This window comes from Bradyrhizobium ferriligni, assembly GCF_056837965.1.
The window spans coordinates 40,877-59,692 of sequence record NZ_JBXEJO010000028.1 but is presented as its reverse complement, the minus strand read 5'-3'; the positions used below and the strand labels follow the sequence as shown (position 1 = coordinate 59,692).

Annotated in this window: 17 protein-coding genes and 2 pseudogenes; 9 read left to right on the top strand and 10 right to left on the bottom strand. The window is 59.5% G+C overall.

Annotation, left to right across the window (positions count from 1 at the left end):
- Positions 1-5: 5 nt before the first annotated feature.
- From metK to AC1VNY_RS18290, 8 genes are all read right to left on the bottom strand, one after another.
- Entirely contained in the window at positions 6-1,205 is a 1,200-nt protein-coding gene (metK, locus tag AC1VNY_RS18325; RefSeq protein ID WP_482406225.1) for a methionine adenosyltransferase, read from the bottom strand.
- Between the two features lie 13 nt (positions 1,206-1,218).
- A complete protein-coding gene (locus AC1VNY_RS18320) occupies positions 1,219-2,088 on the bottom strand; it encodes a formylglycine-generating enzyme family protein (protein ID WP_482406224.1) in 870 nt (289 codons plus the stop codon).
- A gap of 118 nt (positions 2,089-2,206) precedes the next feature.
- Positions 2,207-3,571, bottom strand: a complete 1,365-nt coding sequence (locus AC1VNY_RS18315; protein ID WP_482406223.1) for an arylsulfatase — start codon at positions 3,569-3,571, stop codon at positions 2,207-2,209.
- A gap of 55 nt (positions 3,572-3,626) precedes the next feature.
- Positions 3,627-3,803, bottom strand: coding sequence for a hypothetical protein (locus AC1VNY_RS18310; protein WP_482406222.1), 177 nt, complete (start codon positions 3,801-3,803; stop codon positions 3,627-3,629).
- 114 nt (positions 3,804-3,917) lie between these two features.
- The gene (locus AC1VNY_RS18305; protein WP_482406221.1) at positions 3,918-4,796 is read right to left on the bottom strand and encodes an ABC transporter ATP-binding protein; all 879 of its coding nucleotides are present in this window, start codon (positions 4,794-4,796) and stop codon (positions 3,918-3,920) included.
- Positions 4,793-5,728 carry an ABC transporter permease gene (locus AC1VNY_RS18300; RefSeq protein ID WP_482406220.1) on the bottom strand — a complete coding sequence of 312 codons (936 nt, stop codon included), beginning with the start codon at positions 5,726-5,728 and terminating at the stop codon, positions 4,793-4,795. The genes AC1VNY_RS18305 and AC1VNY_RS18300 overlap by 4 nt, the downstream gene beginning before the upstream one ends.
- Before the next feature lie 93 nt (positions 5,729-5,821).
- A complete protein-coding gene (locus AC1VNY_RS18295) occupies positions 5,822-7,216 on the bottom strand; it encodes an ABC transporter substrate-binding protein (protein ID WP_482406269.1) in 1,395 nt (464 codons plus the stop codon).
- Between the two features lie 401 nt (positions 7,217-7,617).
- Positions 7,618-8,421: a Crp/Fnr family transcriptional regulator gene (locus AC1VNY_RS18290; protein ID WP_482406219.1), complete on the bottom strand. Its 804-nt coding sequence runs from the start codon at positions 8,419-8,421 to the stop codon at positions 7,618-7,620.
- Positions 8,422-8,923: 502 nt separating this feature from the next.
- Between AC1VNY_RS18290 and AC1VNY_RS18285 the strand changes: the two genes are divergently transcribed.
- The 4 genes from AC1VNY_RS18285 (at position 8,924) to AC1VNY_RS18270 (ending at position 12,293) form a co-directional block, all read left to right on the top strand.
- Complete coding sequence (locus tag AC1VNY_RS18285; protein WP_482406218.1) at positions 8,924-9,841, top strand: hypothetical protein; 918 nt, start codon at positions 8,924-8,926, stop codon at positions 9,839-9,841.
- Positions 9,842-9,885: 44 nt separating this feature from the next.
- Complete coding sequence (locus tag AC1VNY_RS18280; protein ID WP_482406217.1) at positions 9,886-10,560, top strand: peroxiredoxin-like family protein; 675 nt, start codon at positions 9,886-9,888, stop codon at positions 10,558-10,560.
- Positions 10,561-10,702: 142 nt separating this feature from the next.
- Positions 10,703-10,843: a hypothetical protein gene (locus tag AC1VNY_RS18275; RefSeq protein WP_482406216.1), complete on the top strand. Its 141-nt coding sequence runs from the start codon at positions 10,703-10,705 to the stop codon at positions 10,841-10,843.
- Between the two features lie 514 nt (positions 10,844-11,357).
- Positions 11,358-12,293 (top strand): LysR family transcriptional regulator, encoded by a 936-nt coding sequence (locus tag AC1VNY_RS18270; protein ID WP_482406215.1) that lies wholly within the window; start codon positions 11,358-11,360, stop codon positions 12,291-12,293.
- A 346-nt stretch (positions 12,294-12,639) separates the two neighbouring features.
- Here AC1VNY_RS18270 and AC1VNY_RS18265 read toward each other — a convergent pair whose 3' ends face one another.
- A complete protein-coding gene (locus AC1VNY_RS18265; protein WP_482406214.1) occupies positions 12,640-13,314 on the bottom strand; it encodes a peroxiredoxin-like family protein in 675 nt (224 codons plus the stop codon).
- A gap of 304 nt (positions 13,315-13,618) precedes the next feature.
- Between AC1VNY_RS18265 and AC1VNY_RS18260 the strand changes: the two are divergent.
- The 5 genes and pseudogenes from AC1VNY_RS18260 (at position 13,619) to AC1VNY_RS18240 (ending at position 16,690) form a co-directional block, all read left to right on the top strand.
- Positions 13,619-14,363 (top strand): annotated as a pseudogene (locus tag AC1VNY_RS18260) (SDR family NAD(P)-dependent oxidoreductase).
- The gene (locus tag AC1VNY_RS18255; RefSeq protein ID WP_482406213.1) at positions 14,302-14,559 is read left to right on the top strand and encodes an SDR family NAD(P)-dependent oxidoreductase; all 258 of its coding nucleotides are present in this window, start codon (positions 14,302-14,304) and stop codon (positions 14,557-14,559) included. The pseudogene AC1VNY_RS18260 and the gene AC1VNY_RS18255 overlap by 62 nt, the downstream one beginning before the upstream one ends.
- A pseudogene (locus AC1VNY_RS18250) lies at positions 14,535-14,714 on the top strand (SDR family oxidoreductase); the annotation flags it as partial. The gene AC1VNY_RS18255 and the pseudogene AC1VNY_RS18250, both read left to right, overlap by 25 nt.
- Positions 14,715-14,749: 35 nt before the next feature.
- Complete coding sequence (locus tag AC1VNY_RS18245; RefSeq protein WP_482406212.1) at positions 14,750-14,920, top strand: SDR family oxidoreductase; 171 nt, start codon at positions 14,750-14,752, stop codon at positions 14,918-14,920.
- Positions 14,921-15,979: 1,059 nt separating this feature from the next.
- Positions 15,980-16,690, top strand: a complete 711-nt coding sequence (locus AC1VNY_RS18240) for a sigma-70 family RNA polymerase sigma factor (protein ID WP_482406211.1) — start codon at positions 15,980-15,982, stop codon at positions 16,688-16,690.
- Positions 16,691-18,235: 1,545 nt separating this feature from the next.
- On the opposite strand, the gene AC1VNY_RS18235 is transcribed toward AC1VNY_RS18240, so the two are convergent.
- Positions 18,236-18,766, bottom strand: a complete 531-nt coding sequence (locus AC1VNY_RS18235; RefSeq protein ID WP_482406210.1) for a hypothetical protein — start codon at positions 18,764-18,766, stop codon at positions 18,236-18,238.
- Positions 18,767-18,816: the final 50 nt, after the last annotated feature.

The window sequence follows — 18,816 nt, the reverse complement described above, 5'->3', positions numbered from 1 at the left end:
GGCGCTCAACTCATGGCTTGCTTGAGCGCATCAACCAAGTCGGTTTTTTCCCAGGAGAAGCCGCCATCGGCCTCCGGCTCGTGCCCGAAATGACCGTAAGCGGCGGTTCGCGCGTAGATCGGCTTGTTGAGCTCGAGATGCTTGCGGATGCCGCGCGGCGTCAGGTCCATGGATTCGGCGACGGCCTTCTCCAACCTGTCTTCGGCGACCTTGCCGGTGCCGTGGGTGTCGATATAGATTGACAACGGTCGCGCTGCGCCGATGGCGTAGGAGAGCTGCAACGTTGCCCTGTCGGCGAGCCCAGCGGCGACGATGTTCTTGGCGAGATAGCGCGCCGCATAAGCTGCGGAGCGATCGACCTTGGTAGAATCCTTGCCCGAGAAAGCGCCGCCGCCATGCGGCGCCGCACCACCATATGTATCGACGATGATCTTGCGCCCGGTCAGCCCGGCGTCTCCATTGGGACCGCCAATGAAGAATTTTCCGGTCGGATTGATGTGCCAAATCGTCTTGTCCGCGATCCAGCCTTCAGGGAGCGCCGCCCGCACGTAGGGCTCGACGCATTCGCGTACCTGGTCGGAGCTCATGTCCTCGATTAGATGCTGGTGCGAGACCACGATCTCACGTACGCCGACCGGCTTACCGTTTTCGTACTGCACGGTGACCTGGCTCTTGGAGTCTGGTCCCAGCACCTTTTCCTCACCGGCGTGGCGGGCTTCCGAAATCAACCGTAAGATCTTATGGGCGTAGAAGATTGGGGCCGGCATCAGCGCCGGGGTCTCGTTCGTCGCGTAGCCGAACATGATGCCCTGGTCGCCCGCGCCCTCCTCGCGGTTGGTGCCGGGCTGGTCGGCATCGACGCCTTGCGCGATGTCGGCTGATTGCGGGTGCAGCAGCACCTCGACGTCGGCGCTTTCCCAGTGAAACCCCTCCTGCTCGTATCCGATGTCCCTGATCGCGACGCGTGCGACCTGCGCGATTTGCTCGTTGGTCACCGAGGACGGCCCGCGCGTTTCCCCAGCGATCACCACTTTGTTGGTGGTCGCCAGCGTCTCGCAAGCGGCGCGGATGCTCCAGGGATCGACACCAGCCCTGGCGCCCTCACGGAAGAATAGATCGACGATCTCATCGGAGATGCGGTCGCAGACCTTGTCGGGATGACCTTCCGACACGGACTCGCTGGTAAAGAGATAGGATGCTCGCATGGGTTTCCCCTGATCAGTTCGGCCCGCGCACGACGCAGCGGAACCCGATGTGGCTTGTGGATGAATCGATACTTTCGCCCTGGCGCGCGGCAGGCCGCGCGCGCAGGCAGTAATTGGGGGCGCACAGATGCGAGCCGCCCTTGACGACCCGCAGCATTCTGCGCGGATCGAGGCTTTCGCGATGGCAGCAGGATTTTTCGGCATCGCCTGCCGGCGCATAGGGCGTGACTGTCCACTCCCAGACATTGCCGCAGACGTCATGGAGCCCGTACCCGTTCGGCGGAAACGCGTCGACCGGAGAGGTGCCCTCGTAGCCGTCCTCTGCGAGGTTCTCGAAGGGAAAGCGCCCCTGCCAGGTGTTGGCGAGATAGCGCCCGTCGGGGTTGGCCGCGTCACCCCAGGCGTAGGCGGCACCCTCAAGCCCGCCGCGAGCGGCAAACTCCCATTCCACCTCGTTCGGCAACGCCTTGTCGGCCCATGCCGCATAGGCTTGGGCATCCTCGTAGTTGACGTGCACGACGGGGTAATTGTCCCTCTGGGCGATCGAACTGTTTGGCCCGTTCGGATGCCGCCAGTTCGCGCCGGGCACATAGGCCCACCAGGCGCGATGATCGCGCAGGCTGACCGGGCGCGGCGGTTTGACAAACACGAGCGAACCCGGAACGAGGAATTCTTCGGCCGCGTCCGGATACATTTCCCGAGTCGGCGTTCGCTCCGAGAACGTGACATACCCCGTTGCCTCGACGAAGCGGCGGAACTGCGCGTTCGTGACGGGATGACGGTCGATCCAGAAGCCGGCCGTTGTCTCAGGTCGGACCGGACGCTCCTCGCGGTAGAAGGCGTTCGAACCCATCAGGAATGCGCCGCCGGGAATCCAGACCATGTCTTCCCGGCGGGTAGCGCTGGCGGGGCCGATCACCGGGGATGCGACGCCGTTCCGCGCCTCCCCGTGCTTCGAACAACAACGTGTTGCAACCTGCTCCACGGCCCCTGCTCCCTGATCAGCTGAAGTTCTGCTTCGGCACAAAGTCGAGCGGCGACCCCGGCGGGATCAGCTCTTCCTTCTTCACGCTGTCCTCGAAGTCGCGGACGATGCGGTGCGCGTGCTGCATCACCCACCAGCGTACATAGCGCTGGTTGACGGCCTCACGCTCCTTCGGGTCTTCCTGCAGATGTGTGATACGGGCGAAGCCGAGCGGCAGCTCCGGATCGTGGAAGTGCTGCTGCCGCTTGAAGTTGATCTTGAAGTCCTTCCACTTCACGGCATGCAGTTCGTCCTTGAGCCAGACGATGCAGGATTCGCGGTTGGAGTCCGTCTGTTCGCCCAGGAAGAATGCGGTCTGGTCCTTGCCGTCGATCAGGCGGTCCTTCGGTGCCTCGCAGCCGACAAACTTCAGCAGCGTGGTGAACATGTCGGTGACATGCACCATCTCGTTGCTCTCGACGCCCGCTGGAACGTGGCCGGGCCAGCGGATCAACAGCGGCGTGCGGATGCCGCCCTCGGCGGAGGAAAAGTAGGAACCGTCGAAGAAGCCACCAGTGCCGCGGCCGGCCAGATGATCCTCGGCGCCGTTGTCGCCGCACATCACGACGATGGTGTTGTCGCGCACGCCGAGCCGGTCGAGCGTATCGAGCAGTACGCCAAAATCGTGATCCAGCATCAATAGGCAATCGCCCCAGTCGCCGTTGGTGCTCTTGCCCTTGAACTCGTCGCGCGGGCTCATCGGGAAGTGCATGAGCGAATGGTTGAAGTAGCAGTAGAAAGGCTTGTCGTCCTTGACCGCCTTCTCCATGAATTTGATGGCGCGCTTCTGGTACTCGAGGTCGCACGTCTCCTTGGTCTTCATGGTGAGCTGCTGGTCCTTCAGCGGCCAGGCGCCCTTACCCTTCATCCCCTCATGCATGTGCGAGTAGCCGTCGCGCTCAGCGACGTAATGCGGATCTTCCAGCCACATGCATTCGTCGTAGGTGCGCAAGGGTCCGTACCATTCATCAAAGCCGTGATCTGTCGGGAAACGGCCGTCCTCGGCGCCGATATGCCACTTGCCATAGATCGACGAGGTGTAGCCGACTTCGGCCAGGATCGAGGCGATGGTCCGCTCCCACGTGACGATACCGCCGCCATTGCCACCCAGCGCAATCGTGTGATTGCCCGAGCGGATCGGAAAGCGTCCAGTCATCAGCGCCGAGCGGGTCGGCGTGCACTGCGGTTCGACCACATAGTGGGTCAGCTTCATGCCTTCCTTGGCGAACGTGTCCATCCGCTTGGTGTCTGCGCCGCGCAGGATGCCGCCGCCGTAGCAGCCGAGCTCCCCCATGCCGAGATTGTCGACGTGAAAGAACAGAATGTTTGGTTTCTTTGCCATATATAGCTCCGATTGATGGCGTTGCTCACGCCAGGTCTTCGATCGTTGATTGCGCTTACTTCACGGAGTGACGCTCTTGCCATTTCGGACCGGAACGGCGCATGTAGTGCTGTTCCGGCCGGTATCTGCGGCCAAAGAGTGCTGCGAGCCGGCGCCACCCTGCTGCGAGCAGTGCGCCGAGTTCGACCATGCCGCCATTGCCGGCATGAAGGTTGCTACGTTTCCTTGCCATCGATCGCTCCGATGGACTGGTGCGAGGACGCACCAACCCCTTAACCGCGCGGGTCACGCGCCATTTTCCTTGTGACGTTGTTTTCGCTCCCTGTCCGGCAGCAGAAATTGTATGTCAGTAAAGTTCGCCCACTCCTTTCGGTCCCACTTTCATTCCAAAGCCCGACAGCCCGCGGTCCTTGATTTCCGGAGCCATCGCAGCAAGCGACTCTTCGCGGATCAGCCCTTTTAGCTCCTGAACCAGGTTCATGAATTCGGGAGTGTCGGTCATGTCGGCTGTCCGTGGCCGCGGCAGCGGCACCTTAATTTCCGCCTTAATGCGACCGGGCCGCGCAGTCATCACGTAGATGCGGTCGGACAGGAAGATCGATTCCTCGATGTCATGGGTGATGAACAGCACGGAGATGCGGAACTGCTGCCAGATATTGGTCAGGATCTCCTGCATCACCACGCGCGTCTGGGTGTCGAGCGCGCCGAACGGCTCATCCATCAGCAGCACCTGCGGGCTCGTCGCCAGCGCGCGGACGATGCCGATGCGCTGCTTCATGCCGCCCGAGAGCTGATCGGGATAATGGTTTTCGAACGACAGGAGCCCTGCGAGATCCAGCAGTGAGCGCGCCGTGGTGAGGCGCTTGCTCTGATCGATGCCGGCCATCTTCAGGCCGAACTCAACGTTCTTACGTACGGACAACCAGGGAAACAGCGAATACTGTTGAAACACGACGCCGCGGTCCGAACCGGGCTTGGTGATTTTCTTGCCGTCGAGCAGCGCCTCGCCCTTGGTCGGCTTGACGAAGCCGGCGACGATGCTCAGCAAAGTGGACTTCCCACAGCCGGACGGCCCGATCAGCGAGACGAACTCGCCGGGCTGCACGTTTAGCGAGACGTCCTTGACCGCGATGATCTCGCTCTCGTCGGCTCCGAAAGTCACGCCCATACTACGGACGTCGATTAAGCCCTTTGCGATCTCGGCATGGCTATCGGTGACGCTCATTTCCGGCCTCCGGGTGCAAAGGCAAGCCACGGCATCAGGAGGAAACCGACCATCCGGATGATGCCGCTGCAGGCCAGTCCAAGAACGCCGATCGTGATCATGCCGAGCATGATCGAGGGATAGTCGACCAGCGAATAGGCTTCCCACGTGAAGTAGCCCACGCCGAACTGGCCGGAGATCATCTCGGCGGCGATCAGCGATACCCACGCCACGCCCATGCCGACCGCGAGGCCTGTGAAGATATGCGGCAGTGAGCCGGGCAAGATCACGTTCCAGAAAAGTTTCGCCTCGTTGGCGCCGAGGCAGCGGCCGGCACGGATCAGCACGCCGTCCAGCGAGTGCACGCCGTGGATGGTGTTGAGCAAGATCGGGAAGAACGCGCCGATGAAGGTAATGAAGACGATCGCCGCCTCGTTATTCGGCCACAGCATGATCGACATCGGCACCCAGGCAATCGCGGGGATCGGCCGCAATATTTCCACGCAGGGCAGAAACAGGTCGCGCACGCGCTCATACTTGCCGATCGCAAGCCCCATCGGTACGCCGATAGCGATCGCAATGAGGAAGCCGGTCAGGATGCGCCGCACGCTGATGGCGATGTTGACGAGATATTTGTTCGACAGCCCGACCTGAGTGAGTTGGTGGAAGACCTCGGCAGGCGTCGGCACGTTCTTGAAGCGGATATAGAACTCGAAACGATATTTCGTTCCGAGATACCAGACCAGGAACAGCGCACCGATCGAGATACAGCCGAGAGCGAAGGTAATGATGCGGTCGCGGGTGATGCGCCGGGACAACCAGCGGGTCATGTCCTGCAGCGTGACCCCTTGCACGATTTCGGGCTCAGCCGTAACCGTTTCGGTCGCGACTGGCTCGGGCGCCGGCTGCCCTTCCCTCGTTGTCGCCTCGGGCTGTTCGGGGGTCGACGTCATGATACTCTCGACGATCCGTCGTGGATCGATTTCTGTCGTTTCGATCGGAATCGCTGCAACCTTCGCTTTCGTCATGCTGCCCATCGCCGACGCCTATTGCCCGACATTGATGGCGGAGAGCGCCTCGGTGTAGGTGGCGAGCTTGCCGCCGTTGCTTGCAGCGTAGGTCTCCGCGTCCTTCTTCAGCAGGAACGGCACGACGACGGGGCTCTTCGCGTCCGGCTTCACGGCGTAAAAGGCGGCATCGGCGAAGACCTTGATGCCAAGCTCATGATCGACGAGATAGACTGCATTGATCTTCTTGCCCTCGGACGTGTACTTCTTCACGCCCAGCAGCGTGCAGACCGGCGAGGAGAACGGCACGATGTCGCCACCTTGGATCCACACTTCGCCGGCAAGCTTGGGATCGTTGACCGGCGCGTTGCAGACCGGATCAGAGCCCGCGATGTTGTAGGTATCGAAACTCGCGAGCTGCTTGTCGTAGTCGAGGCCGAGCTCCTTGTAGGTCCGGCGGATGTAGCTGTCGTTGATCCAGGCCTTGATATCGAGCGGCTTGATCATGTTCAGTTTCTGCAGAATTGCGTAGTTCGCGCCTACCGCGTCGACCAGCAGCGGCTTGATGGTGGGATCGAGCGTGTGCACGCCGCCAGGGCCGAGGAAGATGTAGACCACTTCCTTGTTGATCTTGGTCCATTCCTCGATTTTCTCGGCGGCAATCTTCGGATCCTTGCGCATCCAGTCGTTCGCCTCGATCAGCGACTTAAGGTATGCGATCACGATTTCCGGATACTTTTCCGCAAAATCCTTGCGCACGACCACGCCGTGAAAGGTCGGGACCTTGGTCTCCGCGCCGTCGTAGATCTTGCGCGCGAATCCCTTGAACGGCAGCAATTCGGCGAACGGTACGAAGTCACCATGCGCGTCGATGCGTTTTTCCTGGAGATTGGTGCTGCCGACTTCGGGCGATTGCGAAACCAGATTCCAGAAGTCCGGCGGAAGGCCTTTCTTCTGCAGCGAGGTCAACATCATGCCGTGCGCGGCCGAGCCGAACGGCACGGAAACGTTCTTGCCCTTGAGATCGGCGAGTTCGTAGTAAGGCGAGTCCTTGTGGACCACGATGCCATTGCCGCCGCCGACGGCGTTGTAGGCGATGATGGCGATCAGCTGGGTCGGATTGTTGGTCGCCTGCCCCGTCGCACCGTTCACCATCAACGGATAGTCGCCCATCATCCCGATCTGGATGTTGTTGGCCATCATGCCGTTGGTAATCGGCGGGCCCGAGGTGGCATTCTGCCAGGACAGCTTGTACTCGAAGTCCTTATACTTGCCGGTCTTCGGCAGGTTCTTTTCGAGGAGACCAAGCTCCTTGATGACAACGCCACCGCTGACCGTATTGGTCGTCGTGTTCTGTGTGCCGATGCCGATTTCGATGGTCTCGGCGCGGGCCGTTATGGGTGCGAAGAATGTCGTTGCGATGAGGGTCAGCATCAGCCGTGAAAGCGAACAGGAAATTCTCATCATGAATCCTCTTTAAGCGTCCGGTCCGACAGGAAGCGCGAGCATTGCCAAGTGCCGCAGCCGATCGGCGCGGCGAGGCCATCCGGCTTGGCGTTGCCCTCTCGAAGGGCAGCCGTGTTTGGCCCATAGGCACACCTTTCAAACCGTAGCGGCTTGTGAAAGTGACTCAAATCCGACATCGCCTTCGCAACCTTGTTTCGCTGGCGATAGATTGGACGCAGCGGTATGTTCGAGAAACAGCGAACGGACTATTCGGGCAAATCCTTGCCCAGAAACCCTGACAACCCAATAATTGGGCAGCTCGCGCATGAATACTGATCGCGTCTTGGGCGTTCTGCCCACTTTATGGTCAGGGATCGCGTCTCGGCAATTTAGCCTTCGCTCGCAAGGCTTCCTTTAGAGGGCTTCTCTTCCCGCAATCGCTTCAATCCCTCCGCATCACTGACAACGATATTCGTGCCGTGCGGATGGGCGATACCCAACTCGGCGTAGCGCTTGAGAGTCGTTGTCACCCATTGTCGCGTGACCCCGATCATATGGGCGAGATCAGCATGAGTGAATGACGCCGCGATCAGCACGCCCTGGGGCTCTTCCACGCCATAGAGATCCATCAAATGAAGAAGAAGATGGGCGAGCCGCTCGGTTGGAGAATGCGCGCCGAGCATCTGAGCGAGCGCAGAATAACAACGTCCTTTGAAGCTGAGCCCTTCGATGACATTAATGGCCAAGACCGGCATTTTTGTTACCATTGCCTTTAGGACATGGCCCGGGAGATGAAGCACGCTACTGTTAACGGCGGCTACACCTGACCACACGTAGACTCCTTTGTTAAAGACGTCCGGCCCACCTACGAAATTTCCCGGGTGCCAGTACGCCAGCGTGATTTCGCGCCCAGAGGGACCGACATAGAAAACTTTAATGCGCCCTGTTTCGACAAGATAAATGCCATCTTGCGGGCTCCCTTGACTGAAAAGCGGCGTACCGCGGTAAAGCACCTTTCGCTTACCCGAACTGATCACCCTCTCGATTTCGGATTCGGTAAGGCCTTGGAAGAGGGGTGTCGGTCCACCAACTCGAGCCCTTTCGGCAGGAATTAGCATGGCTCCAAAGTGGCCGGCGTGCCTGTCATCCGGAGCCCCTACCATCTTCCATGTCGTGGGCAAACGCGCTTTCATTTGCTTACTCTCCCTAGCATCGGCGCAGCAAATTGCGTGCCAATGCGGACGCTTAACGCGCAAACCGCATCGCCGGGGTCAAATCGCGTTGGATCTAGATCATTCGATCAAAAATGTGACACTCTACTGCTTTTTGACTGTCCGGGAGGCGGGATGACGGCGGGTCGTCGAAAACGCGTTACGACCCGAAAGGGATATGATGGCATCGCCGCGCACGAACTCCGCACGCCGTCACGGGTCTCTGCACGCAAACGCAGATCGGGATGACCGCCGCCGATCCCGACGTCCGCGCCGCCGCGCTCCCGCATATCCTGTTTTCTGTCGATCGAAGGGCGCGACTGGTCCTATAGTTGCCGGCGCGACAGGCGCCAAGACGCAACCGCCTGCCTCTCCTGCACCGGAGAGATCGCCGATCTACACATCGACCTCGGCTTCGCAGCCCTTGCCTGCCTGACGGCGATCGTCCTACACGTCTTCCAACGTAACGCGGGAACAGAGCGCGATGGTCAATCCTTCTAGCGACCCCGTCGCGGCCGTCACCGAACAAGGGGCGACCGGTCCCACGGCCGAGATCTTTGCCGACATCCGCCAGACGCTGGATGTCGAAGTCGTGAACCTCATCTGGCGGCACCTCGCAACGATGCCCGGCGGTCTTGAGTGGGTATGGACATCGTTGAAGCCCCTGTATCAAGATGCCGCAATCGCGCCAGCAGCCCATATACGCTCACACGCGCCGCTCCCCCGCGTCCCGGCTATTTCGCAAGATACGTTGCATGCGGCCGGTATTGATGCTGCGGCTCTCACCGCCATTGGCGCCATCCTGGATAGTTACCAACACACCAACGCCTTGGCGCTTGTTTGCTTTTCAGCGTTCCTGGCACGGTTCGATCGGAACACGGCCCGACCTGAGCCAACGACGCCGGCGCTCTCTAACACGATAAGCTCTTACATGCCGCCAGGACGCGCAACCCTGCCCCAGCTCATTCCCCTGGTCGAGATGCCGGAGGCCCTTGCCAATCTCATCCACGAATTGAATGGGTTTGGCGAGGATACAGACCCCGCATTGACGGCTAGCATGTATCGGCACTTGGCGCATTGGCCGACCTATCTCGCGTTAATCAGGACGCTCCTTGTGCCGCTTCACCAATCGGGCGAACTTGGATCGCTCGTGGCTGCGACACGCCGCCTAGGGGAGGACGCCGGAGCGGAACTTACAAGCCGCATTTCCACGGCAGCGCCCCAGCAGCCTGTCGAGCCCGTGCTGGCCGCGGTACGGCGCTTCGTCCATCATCCCATCGCGCGCATGACCGGCATTTGCTCGCTCATTCGCCGCGCGACGCCTACCGACATTGGGCGATCAAATAACCGTCATCTCACCACGGATGCAGGGTGCGTGGCCCTGCGCGCGTTGCCATTTTAGTTCACTCGATCTAAAATTGGGACTTCGCGGGGAGGACGACAACAATGGGTCTTGAGCAAGAGCTGGCCGACTTCAAGGCGCAATTTGAGCGGACGGCCCCGCCTGGACGCGCTGCTCTATACGATAAGAAGGTAGACGAACTGCGGGCGCAATTTCCGCTGCAGGGCGTACGTCAGGTTGGATCGCCCGCACCCGACTTTTCGTTGGCCAACAGCCATGGATCTAGAACATCGCTTACCGACTTGCTGGCCCGGGGGCCGGCAGTCCTGACCTTCTATCGCGGGGGCTGGTGCCCATACTGTAATCTTCAACTGTGTGCCTATCAGAAGATCCTACCCGAGATCGAGGCGTACGGCGCGACCTTGATTGCAATCTCCCCGGAACTGCCGGACAATTCGCTTTCGACAGCGGAAAAGAACGCACTCCGTTTTCCTGTCCTTAGCGACGTCGGAAATTCGGTCGCGGCGGCTTTTGGGCTCGTTTATGCACTACCCGAGGAATTGCGAGAAGCACTGCGGTCAAACGGGAAAGCGCTTCCCGCGCTTAACGGTGATGATAGTTGGGAACTTCCGGTGCCGGCCACTTTCATCGTCGGGACCGACGGCCGCGTGGCTTTCTCATTTATCGAGATCGACTATCGACGGCGCCTTGCGCCCGAAGATTTGCTGATCGCGCTTCGCACCGTGGGTTCCGCAGAGCATCTCGGTAATCCGTCTTGAGGTTCACGGTCGGCAGTCTCGCGCGTGAATCAGTTTCCTGGCGCGGCCGATTGACGAAAGATGCGTTTTGTAGGCGTATCCGTTCAAGGGCATACTCGGCCCACGCCATGTCTGACGCTAGGTCGTTACACCCGGTGATGAGATGCCGAACCGCATCGAACCTCCAAAACTGGCCAACGAAGTATCGGCCGAGGCCTTTGGCGACACCCGTCCCGGCGTCAATGTTCATGAACACACCATAGAAATCGCCAAAATTGAGCATGGCGACGGTGGTGGGATTTAGAACGAGAACTGTGTATGGGGCGCGAAGCCCAGCAGGGCTCTGGCGGCCAAAGAATGTGCTTGAAGCCGGCATGGCTAGTAAGGGCGTTGTGGAGAAACGGAGTGGAAGCGTCGTGCGCGCGATCGTCAACGCCGCTCCCTTGTAATCCTGCCCGGTCCAGGAGAGATCCGCAGACATTATGTTAAAGATTTGCTTCGCCAAATCGGGGTTTGTGCGCGTTTTCGTCCTAGATGTTCCGCTCTTCGTCCGTGAGGGAAGCGCGTAGAGTATCGGCTTGTCGGATCAATCAAGTGCGTGTCGCAACGTCGTGATCCACCGCTTCTCAGCATCAATCGCAAAGTTGCAGGAGATAGAATTGCGACACAAAACGATGGCTCGCGGCTCATTTTGGCGGCCTCTGGTCTGAGGTCCTTTTCCGGAGGTCATAATCCAAGGAAATGCTGGCCGCCGGCTGGTCTTGACCTGCCACCCGCAACAGCGCGAAGCTGAGAAGAAGAGCCTGCTTGGAGCGCTTATGAATCGTTTGGCCGCCATGGAGGCCTTTGTTCGGGTGATCGACACTGGATCGTTTTCCGGTGCGGCGCGCCAGATGCGCATCGGACAACCGGCGATTTCCAAAGCCATCGCGCAGCTTGAGGAACGCGCGGGTGTCCAGCTCTTGATACGCTCCACCCATGGGCTTTCGGCAACGGAGGCTGGACAACGCTTCTACGAGCATGCACGTCGTGCGATTGAGGAAGCGGAAGAAGCCGACGCGGCTGCCCGTGGCGCCAGCGCTGCGCTATCCGGCAAACTTCGTATTAGCGCCGCTGTAACGTTCGCAAGACTTCACATCATTCCGAAGCTGGCCCGTTTTCTCGATGCTCATCCCGCCCTCGATACTGAAATCGTCCTTGATGATCGAAACGTCGACCTCATCGAGGCTGGGATCGATCTCGCCCTTCGTTTGGGAGACCTTTCGGATTCAAACTTGACCGCCCGGCGCCTCGCCGAGGGACGGCGGGTCGTTCTGGCGTCCACAGCCTATGTCAGCGCCGCTGGCGAGCCGAAGACACCCAATGATTTGTTACGCCATCGAGCCGTTATTTATGATTTGCGCGGCGGCGGATCGCGTTGGACATTTACACGAGGCGCCGCGCGGGAAATTGTCGACCTCAAGGGGCGCGTACATGTCACGGCCGCCGAGGGAGTCCGCGAAGCCGTGTTCGCTGGCCTGGGCTTGACTATTTCATCCGAATGGATGTTCAGCCCCGAGATCAAATCGGGGAAGGTCTCAGTTCTCTTGCCGCAATGGCACTTACCGACGATCGACCTCTGGGCGATCACGCCGACGGGCCGACGCACGAGCGCCAAGGCACGCGCATTCGCTTCTTTTGTTGAGACCGAACTCACCACACTCAATACCGCGTCGGACTTCTCACGCACACCGCGGCGCGCCGCAAAGAAGTAGCGAACGCGATGCTGACCCGCGCTGGTTATTCTGCTGTAGAATGATTGATATGGCGGTGTTCGGTCTTCCATGTCTTCGCTGAATTGGCGGACAAAGGCGACACCGACTGTCCTCGAGGCGTCGGTGAATCCTATGAGATTGAGGCTGTGAATGTCCGGATGGGCGAACGGAAAACAGCCTTTCCTTCCTACTTGGCTATCAACCTAACGGTAAGGTGCCCCTGCTCGTTGAGCCAACCGATAGGAACCGACGGATACGGGCGTGAAGAGTTCGGCACAGAGGAGAACCATTTTGTTGTAGATGACGGAAAGCAGGCCCTAGAGTTCTTTCCAGGGCCTGCCTGGAATCAAGCGGCCGCGTGCGATACCTTCCGAAGCGCCGGCAATAGATCTTCCGGCTCTGGGCGGCGTGTGTAGTCAGGGTTGATTTCCGCATAAATGATCACGCCGTCCCGACCAATGACATAGCGAGCAGGCATTGGCAGCGTCCATTCGGGATCGTCATTGAACGTCGGCAGATCGTTCTTCAGGGTTTTGTAGAGGTCGACGAGATAGGAAGGCAGCTTGAACTTGAGGCCGAACGCCTCACCGACGCCGCCCTTCACGTCCGAAAGGATCGGATAGGTCAGTTTGTTGTCCCGGGTCGATTTGCGGCTATTGGGGGCCGTCTGCGGTGAAATCGCGACCAAGCTAGCGCCAAGTTTTTCGAACTCGGGCAGCGCCGCTTGCAGGGCTTGCAGCTCCATATTGCAATAAGGACACCAGACTCCCCGATAGAAGGTCACGACCAACGGTCCTGTCTCGAGAAGCTCAACCGAGGAAACATCGTTACCATCGGGGCCCTTCAGGACGAACATCGGGGCCTTGTCTCCAACCCGCTTCGCGCGTTCGGCTTGGCCGGAGGCTTTCAGTTCGGCTGTTGCTTTATGCATGGTCTCGATGACGGAGCGCGGGACTCGGTAAGGCGGCTTGCCGGCTTCGAAATCCGCTTTGAATACGTCGAGTTTGGCCTGAAGGCTCATGAACGATCTCCATTGCTTGATGATTCGCTGAAGGTGGTTGTCCAGCCCATCAGCAACAACGAAGCTAAGGCGATGGCGTCATCCGCTGTAGCTCAAGCGGCGGCATTTTCTTTATGCCAGAATAGAATAGCCGCGCTCTCCTCGACAAATAGAAGCGTTCAGACCTTTCAGCTTCCTCCGAAGGCAGCATATTCCATGTCGGAATAAAACCTATGGTCAATTAGGCGCTTCAGCTATCCAAGCCTAGGTCGTATCTAGCGTCCGACACCGAAATCAATCGGTCGCGATCTACGGACATCGTCTCATGCGCTTGGAGAATAAAGTCGCCGCTATTACGGGCGGCACCAGTGGTATCGGTCTTGCGACCGCCAAACGTTTCGTTGCAGAAGGAGCGCACGTTTACATTTTGGCGCGCGACCAAAGCAGGCTGGACGAAACAAAACAGTTGCTCGGCGGGCAGTCTTACGCTTTTGCCGGCGATGTTCGTAGACCGGAAGATTTGGAAGGCTTCTACGCGGCTACCGCGCGCGATGGGCGAAGAGTCGATGTCGTTGTCGCCAACGTCGGCGCCGTCGACAGCGTCAAGATCGCCGACGTGACCGTCGATAGCTTTAATCACAATTTCGAAGTCAACACTCGCGGCGTCCTCTTCACAGTACAGAAGTCCCTTCCGCACCTCAACAATAACGCCTCGATCATCCTGACGAGCACCATCGCCTCGCTGCGTGGCTTTCCCGGCCGCACCGCCTATGCCGCCTCGAAGGCGGCGCTACGGTCGTATGCGCGAACTTGGACCATGGAGCTGAAGGACCGCGGTATTCGTGTGAATGTCATCACACCAGGCCCGACCGACACGCCGCTCATCGACGCGCAAGTCAACTCGCCCGAGGAGGCCGCGGCCGTGCGCGCGAAGCATGCGGCGAACATTCCAATGGGCCGCATGGCCCGCCCGGAAAATTGCGAACGCAATGCTCTTCCTAGCATCCGATGACAGCAGTTTCGTTACCGGCTCCGAACTCCTCGTCGACGGCGGTATGTGCTCCGTTTAAGCATCCACGCGTACTAACAAGAGGATATTCCATGTCTGACAAGCTATCAGGAAAAGTTGCGCTTATCACCGGTGGCAGCAGCGGCCTTGGCCGCGCAACGGCAAAGCGCATTGTAGATGAAGGCGCCTACGTTACATCACGGAAGGACGGCAAACCGAGCTCGACAAGGCCGTGGCGTTCACTGGATCGAAAATAACAGCGATTCAAGGCGATGTGCAGAGCGAAGCGGATGTCGAACGGCTCTTCGATTCCATTCGCCGTGATCAACGTCGTACTGATGTCCTCGTCGCCAATTCGGGAATGGTCGATCCGCAGCTACTTGCCGAGTCGACCGAGGAGAGCTTTGACGAAGTGTTCGGAACCAATGTTCCGGGGGATCTATTTCCTTGTCAACCAACTGCTCCCACTTTTGGGCAATCTTCGCGGCGGCAATACCGATGGCGCGGTTGGGCAAGCCCGAAGAACTTGCAGCCGCCGCATTGTTCCTCACCTCCGACGAAAGCGCCTTTATCGCGGGCATTGACCTTGTCGTCGACGGCGGTATGACGGTGGCCTGACATTCACCTCTCGGGACCAATTCGCTTGTCTGAGCCGAGCAAGACGATTCAGCAACTCAGGTCGGAATACGAAGAGGCCGTGCGATCAATCGCCTATCGCGTGGCAATGCTGCGCCAACAAGGCTTGGACGAGGAATAGCCCGCCTCGCGCACCACGAGCGCCGGCGCCTCGCCCTTGCCTTCAAGGCATTAACGCCCGAGCCTCTTCGCTCCCGGATTGTCGAACGAACGGTGGCCGAATACGGCGACCCCGCGGGCCCTTCGATCGAAGGGCTCCGGCAACGAGGAAAATCCTGGTCGGAGATCGCCGATGGCTCGAGCCGTCCCGGACCGGGTATCTCAACTTAGGGTTCTTTGGCCCGCACAGTAGTCATCGCCCCCGGACGAACTGCTAGTACCTCTTCCTTTAACGCTAATCGCGCTGGCTTCTCGGCAGCACCTGGTAACCGCGATTGCGGCCACTACATACGGGGCACCAACCAGACTGATCGTGCCGATCGAAAAGCGATCGCGGACGTCCCCGCAGTACTCAGAAGCCCCCTTAAATTGGCTCTTCCGCGTACATCGGTGTCCGTCACCGTTCGTTCTCATCCGATGTCAGCCCGAATTCCATTCATCGCGCCTTTCGCTGCAGACAGCGAAGTCTGCCTCTTCACGGACCTGACGCCAAGCCCCGCGCCCGCTATGTCCAACCCATTCCGACCTGGACAGGACGCCGCCTTTCCATGCCGTCGACTCGGCAGAGGGCGTTCCCGACTCGAAGCGGATGTTATGGAGGAACTCAAGGAGCGGCTAGATCGCGAGACGCTTGACGATAGCCGCTATGTTTCCCCGACCGATCACGCAGGCCGGCGCCGGAAGCGGCCGCTTTGCGACGACATTGACGACAAGTGTGGAACCTGGAGGTGAAGCGATCCAGCCCAATCGGTTGCCAGGAAACCCGACCATCAATGCTTCTCGAAGATAAAATGGTGGCCTTAAGGCTGGCTTAAGCCGCGAAGCAAATCTGGCGTCGTAGTGAGCCCCGGTTCAGTTGGGCTCGTGAAGGCACCACTTTGCATGAGTGATCAATCTTCAACTGCTACGGTATCGTGCACCGCGACGGCCGTAGATGCCGTAGCTCCGTCAAACCTCAGCGAGCAGTCGAACAGCTTCTCCTACTCTGATGGCGTAGTTGCCCACGAGCCACGAGCCGAGTTCAGCGGCGTCTCCGTGGACTTCCCGGACGCCACGGGTCGGGAACGCTTCCAGCGAGACATCATGCTTCACCGCGGCGCCGCGCAAGGCTTGGCGCGCCTTCTCAGCCGTGACGCCGACGTCGCGGAGGACATCGTTCAGGAGGCGTTCCTTCAAGCTTATCGCGGCTTTCAAGGCTATCAGGGCGGCGATCCCCGCGCCTGGATCTTTGCGATCGTACGCAACTGTTATCGCAAATGGTTGAGGCAGCGGCGACGTAAAATGCGATTGGAGGTTGAGGGGACAAGTAGCTCGTCATCCGACGAAGATTGGGTTGAGAATGTCGCGTCAGATGCCGATACGCCGGAAGTGACGCTGTTGCGTCACGCGGAGTCGATGGCGGTGCAGGTCGTGCTCAATGACATGCCTCGTGCCATGCGGGAAATGCTGGTGTTGCGCGAGCTAGAAGGATTGTCCTACCGCGAGATCGCGGACATGGCGGCGCTGCCAATTGGCACAGTGATGTCCCGCCTGGCGCGGGCACGCGCGCATTTCCAGGCCGCATGGCGCCAGCATTTGGAGAGGTTGGAGTGAGTCGGTCGCATGCTCGGTAGACAGTCGTCTACAGCACGGCGTCTGCTGTTCTCGTGGTCGTCTAGTGCAAACATCGAGGCCAATCACTCCGGTGAACATTTTGCCAGGGTCGAACGCCACACGCCGCCCGCGAATTGCAGGTTGCCGCACCGACATCGAGATCCTGCATAGTAAAACCTGCACTGGTGATCTTGCTTCGCCTGCCGCAGTCGTTGCCCTCCAACCTCGGAAAATAATGTGCATGATCGCACGATCCGCGAGCCCGGCGATTCAAACAGAACCGAATGACAACGCTGCCGCCGAAGGCCCGAGAGATTTCGTCTGGATTGTTAGTGCGGATAGGCTGTTGGTGCGGATAGCCTGATCGTCGGCATATCGTCGTCGTCGCGGGGGAATGAAAGGTCGAGAACACGACTCTTGCTCTCGTGAGCGGTCGCGCATGGTTGCGCCGGTTGTGAAGAAGGAAGATCACGATGAAGTCCAGTTTGTTTGGCGTTGCCATCGTGCTATCGGCGATAGCAGTGGCGCCGGCATTTGCCCAGTGGCAGACCCAAGAGCCCGCCGCGCACGCAGCCCAGTATCCCTACGGCTGTCCCGGCGCCGGGCCGGTACCGTATGTCGGGGACGCCCGAGCGTCCGTAGACTCGTCGCTCGTCATGCCCCACTTGACGTCTCGGACGCGCGCCAAGTCCTCCAGATCGTTTCCGGGTCGGGGCGGGCTTGGAGAGCTGAACTAAGCTCGCTTCTCGTCACAGCGACCATCATGGTCGCCCCGCCCGAAAGGGCGGGCCAACCGCAGAGGCGTGCTGCTCGCGCGACGAGTTCGCCGCACTTCGACAGTTCGACCAGGCCTGCACGCCGAGAATACGATCGCGAGCTAGTTGAGTTCCTCACTTGGGTTGAAGATGGATCTTCCAAAATGGCCGAACATGGGCTCTCGCGGGCCTCTCGGACATGGCGAGTTGCATGCGCCGTCGGCCGGCGGCGCATGGTGCAACGGTCGGCGTCAAAGATCAGTTCGATCTCATGCGCAGTCGCGGGGTAACCAATCGAATGGAGGCGCTGCGCTGTTGCGTAAAGCGGAGATGGCGAAACGAAGATGCAACGGTGTCGTTGCCGGTGTTATCTCAAAGCGGGTATCTATCGATCGTTTCGACAAATATGCCGAGGTTTGCCGGCGCGCGTGGAGGCCGTTAGAGGGCGCCTGCGTCTGCGCCGACCACAGATGCAAATTTCCGTGCGGTCGGGCGCCCGCGCGCCAGAACGGTTTACAGATCAATTGAATCGAGGGGAATTCCGGATAGGACGAACATGATTCAAGATGCTGGCTGGGTTTGAGGCCCCGCCACTGAGCCCAAGCGCCACTTCAATAACGTCCTGCACAGTTTCGAACGGCTCCCGGTGCAGGTGTATTCCTCGTGAACTTGCGGCGCACTGGCTAGAGATCTCTCTGTTTCAATGCGACTCTTTTTGCTACCCCAGCCGGTCACGTCCGGATGGCACGGTTGTTGGCCAAGTTGCAAAGAAGAATTTTGGAAGGCCTGGTCACACGATTTTTGTATCCGATCTTTTGCGCCGCGTTGTCGCCTGACCAACGACCCTTGGCTTGGAGAGGTCCGACTCTTGCTCCAGCATGCCGTCGGGATTGGTTACGTTGCCTGTAAAGCCATCTTTCCACCTTCCGAGCATCTCGTCGCGGTCAGGCCAAGCGTTCATGGACTCTTCGCCGCGGTACATCGCGAAAGGACGCAGCGTATTCTCGTAGAAGTCGACCTGTGCTTGTCGTCGATACTGGCTTGGCTGATAGCCGTTCCAGTGTACTAATTTGTCAAGGGGCCGACGGTGTCGACGGTCTTGATCAACGGTGGGGTAGCCGATTGAAAGCGTGCCGTAAGCCTTCCTCCAGCCGGGGTAACCTAGAACTTCGGCAAGCTCGCGGTAGGTCAGATCCTCGCCGCCGACGGTCAACCACGCGGATGTTAGCCTCTCCGCTGAAACCCCGAGCTTGATGTTCTGGATCGCGGCACCAAGCGAACAAAGAAAGATAGCCTCGTTATTCCCGCGATATTCGGACATCCCATTCCTTGCTAGTAGCTTGTGGAAAGCAGACCTTCAAGCGCGGATCG

Excerpts from the sequence above, each read along its gene's own strand:
- AC1VNY_RS18320 (WP_482406224.1), bottom strand. The coding sequence starts at position 2,088 with ATGGTCTGGATTCCCGGCGGCGCATTCCTGATGGGTTCGAACGCCTTC.
- AC1VNY_RS18300 (WP_482406220.1), bottom strand. The coding sequence starts at position 5,728 with ATGACGTCGACCCCCGAACAGCCCGAGGCGACAACGAGGGAAGGGCAG.
- AC1VNY_RS18285 (WP_482406218.1), top strand. The coding sequence starts at position 8,924 with ATGGTCAATCCTTCTAGCGACCCCGTCGCGGCCGTCACCGAACAAGGG.
- AC1VNY_RS18270 (WP_482406215.1), top strand. The coding sequence starts at position 11,358 with ATGAATCGTTTGGCCGCCATGGAGGCCTTTGTTCGGGTGATCGACACT.
- AC1VNY_RS18310 (WP_482406222.1), bottom strand. The coding sequence starts at position 3,803 with ATGGCAAGGAAACGTAGCAACCTTCATGCCGGCAATGGCGGCATGGTC.
- AC1VNY_RS18275 (WP_482406216.1), top strand. The coding sequence starts at position 10,703 with ATGCCGAACCGCATCGAACCTCCAAAACTGGCCAACGAAGTATCGGCC.
- AC1VNY_RS18280 (WP_482406217.1), top strand. The coding sequence starts at position 9,886 with ATGGGTCTTGAGCAAGAGCTGGCCGACTTCAAGGCGCAATTTGAGCGG.
- AC1VNY_RS18295 (WP_482406269.1), bottom strand. The coding sequence starts at position 7,216 with ATGCTGACCCTCATCGCAACGACATTCTTCGCACCCATAACGGCCCGC.
- metK (WP_482406225.1), bottom strand. The coding sequence starts at position 1,205 with ATGCGAGCATCCTATCTCTTTACCAGCGAGTCCGTGTCGGAAGGTCAT.
- AC1VNY_RS18235 (WP_482406210.1), bottom strand. The coding sequence starts at position 18,766 with ATGTCCGAATATCGCGGGAATAACGAGGCTATCTTTCTTTGTTCGCTT.
- AC1VNY_RS18315 (WP_482406223.1), bottom strand. The coding sequence starts at position 3,571 with ATGGCAAAGAAACCAAACATTCTGTTCTTTCACGTCGACAATCTCGGC.
- AC1VNY_RS18255 (WP_482406213.1), top strand. The coding sequence starts at position 14,302 with ATGACAGCAGTTTCGTTACCGGCTCCGAACTCCTCGTCGACGGCGGTA.
- AC1VNY_RS18305 (WP_482406221.1), bottom strand. The coding sequence starts at position 4,796 with ATGAGCGTCACCGATAGCCATGCCGAGATCGCAAAGGGCTTAATCGAC.
- AC1VNY_RS18290 (WP_482406219.1), bottom strand. The coding sequence starts at position 8,421 with ATGAAAGCGCGTTTGCCCACGACATGGAAGATGGTAGGGGCTCCGGAT.
- AC1VNY_RS18265 (WP_482406214.1), bottom strand. The coding sequence starts at position 13,314 with ATGAGCCTTCAGGCCAAACTCGACGTATTCAAAGCGGATTTCGAAGCC.
- AC1VNY_RS18240 (WP_482406211.1), top strand. The coding sequence starts at position 15,980 with ATGAGTGATCAATCTTCAACTGCTACGGTATCGTGCACCGCGACGGCC.